General features: G+C 44.0%; 1 protein-coding gene. It reads left to right on the top strand.

Translation table 11 applies throughout. The annotated features are described in order from the left end of the window. Positions 1–271 precede the first annotated feature (271 nt). Complete coding sequence (locus tag AC1DRJ_RS28740; protein WP_477805119.1) at positions 272–1,135, top strand: hypothetical protein; 864 nt, start codon at positions 272–274, stop codon at positions 1,133–1,135. Positions 1,136–1,159 lie beyond the last annotated feature (24 nt).

Here is a 1,159-nt window from a genome sequence, read left to right as displayed (position 1 = left end):
TTCTCGTGCGATTGAACTTTTCGTTGATGCAATGGATGCAGGTAAATTCCAGAGTGACAGTGACTATAGTGCCGCTTTTCAAGTAGAGGCAACAAGCTTTATTGAATATCTGCGTCCGGTCTCCAGGCCTTGAAAACCAGTATTGCGATGTGGCTGTCAGTTTGTTTGGGAGATTCTGGCCTGAGCTAACACTTGGCGTCCGCTATAGGGCGGACGTCGATTTGATTGATCGTCCGTTCGTTTATGGGTTAATTGGAATTGTGGAGTTGTTATGTTTGGTTTTCTTCTGCAGCAGCGGCATTTTGGATACTTAAAGTGTTATTTGGATTTTCTGGTTTTACTGCCTCCGTTTCTGGACAAGATGAAGAGTATTTCAGGCGTGTGGGTGCAACAGGGGCATGCGTTGGTTACACCGCCAGATACCGATAAATTGGTGATTTTATCTTCGTTTAGTACTAACTACCTGAGGGCGTTAACTGAAAGACTCCAGGAACTGGATCGTAAATGTGATAGCGTCATAGCTGATTTAAATGTTTTTGCTGAAGAGTTACGTTTGGCGATTGAAAGTACGCCCGGTGATGGTCTGCGCTTGCCGATTAATAGTCTGGATCATCGACGGTTTACGTTATTTTCCTCTGAAGAATTTATCGGTATGCCGCCGACTGATGTCGATGGTCTCTTGCACGAGCTTGCACTTCGTTTGATGTATCTGGGGGCTGATGTCGGGGAGGTTAAAGATCTGGTGCGAGAATTGAATCTCGATATCCATAATATCTTTGCTAATTTTATACAAGTGCTCTCATTGGATATGTGTCGATGCCATGGCGGACGGTCAAAGCTAGAGGTTTACCATGCTAGTGGAGAGGTGATGTTGCCTGGTATGAGGGGAGTAGCGCCCAAAGAACAGGTGTATGAGTTGGAAAAAATCTACCGACGAGCGTCGTCGGCTATCAATAATATCAATGATTTTTTCTTTGGCCTTCGTTATTTTTGTGACACCGCGAGCCGAGAGCTCATCGGGCGTAAAAAAAATATGAAACTCAGTGAGTCGCCATTGAAGTTGAAAAATATTGGGCTTTACGTTGCAGAAATAGATGCACTGTCTGAGCAAATTAAAATCTGGTCAAGAGAATAAAAAAAAGGCCCATGATGATTCATG

It is taken from the genome of Pseudomonas sp. P5_B2 (genome assembly GCF_056400445.1).
The sequence above is the reverse complement of the archived record's forward strand: the minus strand, read 5'-3'. Positions and strand labels throughout refer to the sequence as shown.